This window comes from Marichromatium sp. AB32, assembly GCF_003718675.1.
Lineage (GTDB): Bacteria > Pseudomonadota > Gammaproteobacteria > Chromatiales > Chromatiaceae > Marichromatium > Marichromatium gracile.
This window is the reverse complement of record NZ_RHFJ01000095.1, coordinates 1-6,852: the sequence shown is the minus strand read 5'-3', so window position 1 is coordinate 6,852 and position 6,852 is coordinate 1. Positions and strand designations below refer to the sequence as shown.

The 6,852-nt window shown below is 59.3% G+C and carries 6 protein-coding genes and 3 pseudogenes; 5 read left to right on the top strand and 4 right to left on the bottom strand.

Translation table 11 applies throughout. From position 1 onward, the window contains the following. The 3 genes from EBL85_RS16260 to EBL85_RS16250 form a co-directional block, all read left to right on the top strand. On the top strand, positions 1 to 446 hold a 446-nt coding region (locus tag EBL85_RS16260; RefSeq protein WP_223806178.1), incomplete at its 5' end, for an integrase core domain-containing protein. A 279-nt stretch (positions 447 to 725) separates the two neighbouring features. Then, on the top strand, positions 726 to 1,439 hold the full coding sequence (locus EBL85_RS16255) for an SDR family oxidoreductase (RefSeq protein WP_123143449.1): 714 nt from the start codon (positions 726 to 728) through the stop codon (positions 1,437 to 1,439). Between the two features lie 425 nt (positions 1,440 to 1,864). Further along, complete coding sequence (locus EBL85_RS16250) at positions 1,865 to 2,962, top strand: sulfotransferase (protein ID WP_190288109.1); 1,098 nt, start codon at positions 1,865 to 1,867, stop codon at positions 2,960 to 2,962. Here the strand turns inward: EBL85_RS16250 and EBL85_RS16245 are convergent. Together EBL85_RS16245 and EBL85_RS16240 are read right to left on the bottom strand one after the other, a co-directional pair. Next, positions 2,950 to 4,203, bottom strand: a complete 1,254-nt coding sequence (locus EBL85_RS16245; protein ID WP_123143447.1) for a transposase — start codon at positions 4,201 to 4,203, stop codon at positions 2,950 to 2,952. The two genes, EBL85_RS16250 and EBL85_RS16245, sit on opposite strands and share 13 nt — an antisense overlap. 54 nt (positions 4,204 to 4,257) lie before the next feature. Next, positions 4,258 to 4,569: a transposase gene (locus EBL85_RS16240; RefSeq protein ID WP_190288108.1), complete on the bottom strand. Its 312-nt coding sequence runs from the start codon at positions 4,567 to 4,569 to the stop codon at positions 4,258 to 4,260. 94 nt (positions 4,570 to 4,663) lie between these two features. On the opposite strand from EBL85_RS16240, the pseudogene EBL85_RS16235 reads away from it, so the two are divergent. Beyond that, a pseudogene (locus tag EBL85_RS16235) lies at positions 4,664 to 4,912 on the top strand (IS1 family transposase); the annotation flags it as partial. Between the two features lie 114 nt (positions 4,913 to 5,026). On the opposite strand, the gene EBL85_RS16230 reads toward EBL85_RS16235, so the two are convergent. Continuing rightward, a complete protein-coding gene (locus tag EBL85_RS16230; protein ID WP_123143446.1) occupies positions 5,027 to 6,325 on the bottom strand; it encodes a glycoside hydrolase family 15 protein in 1,299 nt (432 codons plus the stop codon). 126 nt (positions 6,326 to 6,451) lie between these two features. Between EBL85_RS16230 and EBL85_RS16225 the strand changes: the two are divergent. Next, positions 6,452 to 6,778: pseudogene (locus tag EBL85_RS16225) on the top strand (IS481 family transposase); the annotation flags it as partial. Here EBL85_RS16225 and EBL85_RS16220 read toward each other — a convergent pair. Continuing rightward, positions 6,725 to 6,852, bottom strand: a pseudogene (locus tag EBL85_RS16220) (IS5/IS1182 family transposase); the annotation flags it as partial. The pseudogenes EBL85_RS16225 and EBL85_RS16220 overlap by 54 nt on opposite strands.

The window sequence follows — 6,852 nt, the reverse complement described above, 5'->3', positions numbered from 1 at the left end:
GACGCAGTGCGTCAACGATCTGCTGCTCGCTGTACTTGCTCTTGCGCATGTGGGCTCTCCTCTGCTCGGCCACCATCATGCCCTCGGTCTCTACTTTTCGCTGGACCTATTTTTGGGGAAGGGGACATCTGCGTCTCGACAACGGACCGGAGTTCACCAGCACCGCCTTCCAACGGTGGGCCACCGAACGTGGCATCGCCCTCGACTTCATCAGCCCCGGGAGACCGACCCAGAACGGCTTCATCGAGCGCTTCAACGGCAGCTTCCGCCGCGAGGTCCTCGATGCCTGGCTTTTCAACACCCTCGAGGAGGTTCGCCAACAGGCAGACGACTGGCTCGACGAATACAACCTGCGCCGACCGCACGAGTCGCTCGGCGATCTTTCACCAATCGAGTTTCTTAACCGCCGCGGACATGCTGCAGTGTCTATTTATGGATGGACTTAAAGGGGGAGTTGACATCTCGACATCTGGCTTCTTCTCCTGCAAAAACGAGGTCAGTGTATCAAGCAGGGTTTTCGTACAAAACGTAAAGTAAAGGACTCAAGGGCCGATTCCAAATCAGACCCGGTGGGGTCGGGCTGCTCGGATGCCGCGGGTTGGGCTGCGCCGCAGTCGATGCCGCAGCTGCCGCAGCTGCCGCACCTGCCGGGGCAAGGCGTCAGGCGACTTGAGCTGCGCAATACTGGCCCCATCGTTTAGCTGTCAACCGAAGGAGCAAGATCGATGTCGGATTCACCCATCGCCGTGGTCACCGGCGCCTATCGCGGTCTCGGTCACGAGGTCTGTCGCCAGCTCGCCCGCCAGGGCTACCGTGTGGTGCTCACCGCGCGGCGCGCCGATCGCGGCGAGGCCGCCGCCGAGGGGCTGCGCGCCGAGGGGCTCGACGTGCGCTTCCACGTCCTCGACGTCACCGATCTCGACTCCGTCCAGGCACTGGCCGACTACGTCCGTGACACCTTTGGTCAGCTCGATGTGCTGGTCAACAACGCCGGCATCTTCCCCGACCCGCCGCCCGGCTCGGGCGCCGAGGGCGTCTTCTCGACCGATGTCGACACCCTGCGTCGTGGTCTCGAGACCAATACGCTGGCCCCGCTGCTGCTGTGTCAGGCATTGATCCCGCTGATGCATGAGCGGGGACGCGTGGTCAATGTCTCCTCCGGGCTCGGCCAGCTCGCCGAGATGGACGGCGGCATCCCCGGCTACCGCATCTCCAAGACCGCGCTTAACGCCGTCACCCGCATCTTCGCCGCCGAGCTTGCCGAGACCGGGGTCAAGGTCAACTCGGTCTGTCCGGGTTGGGTACGCACCGAGATGGGCGGACCTCAGGCCGAGCGCTCGATCGAGGAGGGCGCCCGCGGCATCGTCTGGGCCGCGACCCTGCCCGATGATGGTCCGAGTGGCGGGTTCTTCAGGGATGGCAACGCCATCGACTGGTGAGGATATCGCCGCCGGGCTTTGCCCCGGCGGCTGGCGCTGCGTCCGTGGACGACTGCGGCTCGACGCAGGGTGAGAGAGCAGCCGCCACACCGCGGTGTCGCCGGGGAGAAGGCTGAGCGGGGGCGTGCACGCTCGTCGCCATCCAGCCCGGCGCTGCGATGCGATCGCCCGGGCGTGCCGATCCGTGCATTCCTGTCTCCGCGTCGGGCGGTGCATGAACGAGCGAATACACTACAATCATTCGACGCCTCGGCGCATGAATCCGTCGTTTTCGGATGAGCGCCGAGCGTGCTCAGTGCCCTGACCTCACGCCAGGGCGTTGCCCATCATCATTCAAGTGCCACTGCACGAACGCGCTGTCTCGGATCCGTGACGACAAGGCCGCCGTCAATCGCTGCCGATCATCGATGAGTTTGGGGGTGCTTATGGACAAGCTGCCTGAGTCGGTCTTGTTTTTCACCCGTACCCGGCGGGTGATGACGCCACTCTATCGCGCGTTGAGCAAAATCGAGAGCCGGCTGCTGAGATCGCGGCTGAAGCGGATCGATATCATCAAGCCCATCTATATCACTGGGCTGCCTCGGTCGGGGACGACCATCCTCCTGGAGATGCTGGCCCAACACCCCGCAGCGGCCAGTCATCGCAACTATCAATATGCACAGCCCTATCTGCCTTATTGGCTGGATCGGATCTACCCGCTGGTGCCCCTGGGTGAGGATCGCCCCTTCGAGCGCGTGCACAAGGACAAGTTGACCGTGACTCGAACGAGTCCTGATGTGGTCGAGGAAATCTTCTGGACGACCTTCTTTCCCTCCATCCATGATGAGTCAGGTTCATCGGTGCTCGATGAGAAGACCCGTCATCCGGACTTCGAACGCTTCTATCGCAACCACATCAAGAAGATGCTGCTGAGTCGCGGCGCCTGTCGTTATCTGACCAAGAACAACTACAACTTCAGCCGTACCGGCTATCTCTCGAAGTTGTTTCCGGACGCAAGGTTTGTTTTCGTCATCCGTGATCCTGTCCATCATGTTGCTTACTACCTGAAGCAGGACCGTTTGTTCAATAAACTGAATGACGAGGATCCGCGTTGGCAGGATTATCTCTGTGGTCTTGGTCATCGCGAGTTCGGCCCGGCAAGGTCCATCATCAATCTTGGTGATGATGGTCTCGTCAAACAGATCTCAGAGGCGTGGCGGGCCGGGCAGGTCGTGCAGGCGTGTGCCCGTTACTGGAATGCGGTCTATCTGGACATCGATGCAAGACTCCGGGCCGACAAGGACCTCGCTGCGCGCTCGCTGGTGTTGCGCTACGAGGATCTCTGTCGAGACTCCGCAAACCAGATCGATCGTCTGCTGGAGTGCTGCGAGCTGGATCCCGAGCCCTTCGCCAAGACCAAGGCCCGCTATATGCAACGCCTGGCCGAGCCAACCTACTATCGTCCCGACTTCAACGATTCAGAGCTGTCGATGATTGCCGAGCTGACCGGCCCCGCCGCTGAGCGCTATGGCTATGCCGGCTGATCAATATGAGGGCGTGATTGCCGGGGCAGGCCGAATAGCAGCCTGGCGCGAGTCATTCCGCGCAGATAGCGACACTCCCGCCGTGCCGCGAGCGCGGTCAGGCGCTCCGGCGCGCCGATCGCGGCGCCAAACCCCTTGAGCAGGAAACCGGCGTGCTCGACGAAACGCTCCGGCGCGATACCGAGTCGGGTGAGGATGTCAGGCAGCTCCGCCGGGATCGCCCCGCGCTTGCGTGGATGCAGGGCACGGCCGAGCGAGTCGACCAGGGTCAGGTAGCCGTCGAAGGTGAAGGGGATCGCCGCGGGGACCTCGGCGGGGTTGCCGAAGGGCAGTAGTGGGGCAGGGGGCAGGCGATCGAGGACGGTCTCCCAGAGGTGGGTGCTGCGAGCGTCTGGCGAGCTGTCGGCGTGATCGGTCACGGCAGGTGAGGGCGGGTGCGTGGCTGGCGGGGTGTCAGTCTCGGATGTTGCGGTCTCCTGCGCAGCACGCGCGCGTTGCGAGCCGGGATGGACGTCTGGCGGTGCTCGTCTTGCCGTATCGGGTGACGGCGCTACGACGAGATGCCGCCCGTTCGCCGCGCCATCATCGCCCGCCCGCAAGGCGGCGATCCGTGCCGCAATCCCGGTATGCGCGCTCTCCTCCGGCGTCTCCGCGATCCCCGCCCGAATCGGGTTGAGATCGACATAGGCCATCACCGCCAACAGCGCCGTCTCGTCGAGGATCGCCTGCGAGCGAAAGCGCCCCTCCCAGAACCGCCCGCGCACCCCATCCTCCCGATTCGCCGCCCGCGCGATCGACTCGTTCAACACCCGCATGAACCACGACAGATCCGCCAACCGCGCCCGGTAGGTCGCAACCAGCCCCGCGACCCCATCCAGCTCCGTCTCGGTCATCTCTGCCCGCGTCGCAGGCGACAGAAACCGCTCCACCACCATCGGCCCCCGGAACAGACACCGCCAGCGCCGCAACACCTCGGCATCCGACCACCCCGCCGCCCGATCGGCACTCACCCGCACCACCAGATGCACGTGATTGCTCATCACCGCATAGGCCGCCACATCAATCGCGAACACCCCCGCGAGCTGACGCAACCGCAACTCCACCCAGCCGCGCCGATGCTCGAAACTCCGCCCGGTCAACCGATCGAAGCCACACAGATAGGCCCGCCGCACGCAGCGCGTGACGACGTGATACCAAGGCGTATCGGACAAGGAGACGAGCGCGGCGCGGGGACGAGTCATGGGGCATCTCCGCTGGGGGTGTTGGAGGAAGCGTAGGAGAGGTCCTCGAGAGCGTCAACGATAAGTGGGTGTCCCTTTTATCCGGCGCCGCAGCACCTCGGTATCCGACCACCCCGCTGCCCGATCCGCATCCACCCGCACCACCAGATGCACGTGATTGCTCATCACCGCATAGGCCGCGACATCAATCGCGAACACCCCCGCGAGCTGACGCAACCGCAACTCCACCCAGCCGCGCCGATGCTCGAAACTCCGCCCGGTCAGCCGATCGAAGCCGCAGAGATACGCCCGGCGCACGCAGCGCGTGACGACGTGATACCAGGGCGTATCGGACAAGGAGACGAGCGCGGCGCGGGGACGAGTCATGGGGCATCTCCGCTGGAGGTGTTGGGAGAAGCGTAGGAGAGCGCCTTGGAAGCGTCAACGATAAATGGGTGTCCCTTTATCTCGCGCAGCGCAATATCAGACTTCCGCTCCCGTCTACACAGATTTCTGGAGCGCCTATGCGCGGATCATCCCGGCACACCGACATTATCCCAGTGCGAAGTCACAAGGGGAAACCAACCACATCGAACGGTTCAACGGTACACTCCGGCAGCGTATCTCCCGCTTGGTGAGAAAGTCGCTTGCGTTCTCGAAGAACCAGGAAAACCATCTGGGTGCACTCTGGAACTTCATTCATCACTACAACGCCACGATGTGCGTGTGATTTATTGTGGGTGAGCCGAACACACCAAACGATTCAAAAACCTATCGGTCAGGGCACTACCCTTATTTCCAGTAGAGAGGCAATTGGAGTAAAGAAAAGATAAATGACTATCTGTTATTTAAATAAACATGGTTTTTTACACAAATTTTTTTCCAAGAGCTTTATCGCCATCATCAAATTGGCTTGCGTCCAATTCAGCGGGGTTGGATCACTCGGCACATATTGATCGTTCTCCAAATAATAGCTTTCCGGGCAGAGGAACTCCCCCAGAGCGCATTCTCGCCCCGTGATCTGACCGAGAGATCGGTTGAAATAATGAATCTGATTCTCTAGGTCGATGTTTCTCGAGTGGTGCTTGAATTTTAATGCGTAGATCGCGGAAATGATTGGATCGAAAATACACCATTGCGCCTCTTCCCCTTCTCTCAGTAAAGCATTTCGCTTTCCGATATCGTCACTAAAGTCTATCGTTCTGGACTCCGGCGCTACCTTCTTCTTATAATCAGCAGACCAATAGGAATCTCCCAGGTAACGCCGTATACCATGATCGCCTTGCAAGTTATTGATTACGTCTCGGAGTACTGTATTGGCCATTTCTTCATCCAAGATGTCCAAAGGGAAAATCAGGAACAGTAGAGCGGAATCGTATCGTCTATACTTGCCAGGAGCGACTTGAGCGCATTCGCATGGCAAGATCTCAGCAAGCTTCTTGCTTCCGATAGTGATGAGTTTATCTATCAACGCCGAGTATTCCAAGCTGCCAATTCGCAACAGATACCTTTGCATTTCCTTTAGTGCCGCAATAACTACACCTATACTAGACGCAGAAATCTTGCGGTTCTCCTCCCAATGCCCGCTGTCTTCATCCTCCCAAAAGCGGATACTCTGCCAATATCTTGGAAATAGAGTTAACAGCTCTAGATCGCTCGTACTTGGCGAAAGAAGGTTGTCTAATGCCAGCCTGCAGTAAAACCAGAGAAAATATCCCAGCGCGTCATTCTGTGCATGAGCCCATTTCTCATCGATTTCCTCCATGTTTTGACCGTTGAACCGAACATGCGGTCTATTCATTGGATTTCGCGAGTCACTCGCGCCAGACACTATGTTTTCAAAACGCCCCCTGTGCTTATTGAAGTAGGCCTGCAATGCGCTGACATTTTTTACGGCAACTTGTGCATTTCCACACACGTAATGAGCATGAGCAATGTGAATGTTGTCTCTGACCCAGACGCTAGAGTAGCCCGTGTAGTCCGTTTGAGAGTTCGTTCTTGCTGCTGGGAAAAGACCATTGTCGAGAGTAGAGAATTCAAATATCCTATTCTTTCCGCAAAAGGCTAACAAATTATTGATATCTGCTAACTTGTACTCCGACTTCATGAGGTCAAGCAGCCGTTCGTTTTGCACAAAGAGCATTTTTCACCTCTTGTAGATCGATCGTAAAGAAAACGCAGCTTCTACCAGCAAGAAACGGTAGTGCCCTGACCAATTCACGAAGCCACCGCCCGCGCAACAGTCCACAGCCCGGGAGCCTGATCGTCGATGGACATCCGTTTGCACAAGAATGCCCGCACCACCCCGGCGATTCGTCATGAGCTGCAGGCCTCGACGTTGCCGACCAAGGTCTTGGCCGCGCAGTACAACCTCTCGCCCCTGACGGTGCGCAAGTGGCGTCGGCGCGATGGCGTCGAGGACGCCTCGCACCGCCCGCATCGACTCTCCACGACGCTCTCGCCGGCGCAGGAAGTTCTTGTGGTGGCGCTGCGTGAGGCGCTGTTGCTGCCGCTCGATGAGCAGGGCTATCGCATCAAAGTATTACGTTTTGTACGAAAAGTAATGCCTGAGGCATCTGCGGATGCAAGCAAGCGTGAACATTGCCGAGAAGCTGGCCGCCAACTTGTCGTAACGGGTGGCGATGCGTCGACAGGACTTGAGCCAGCCGA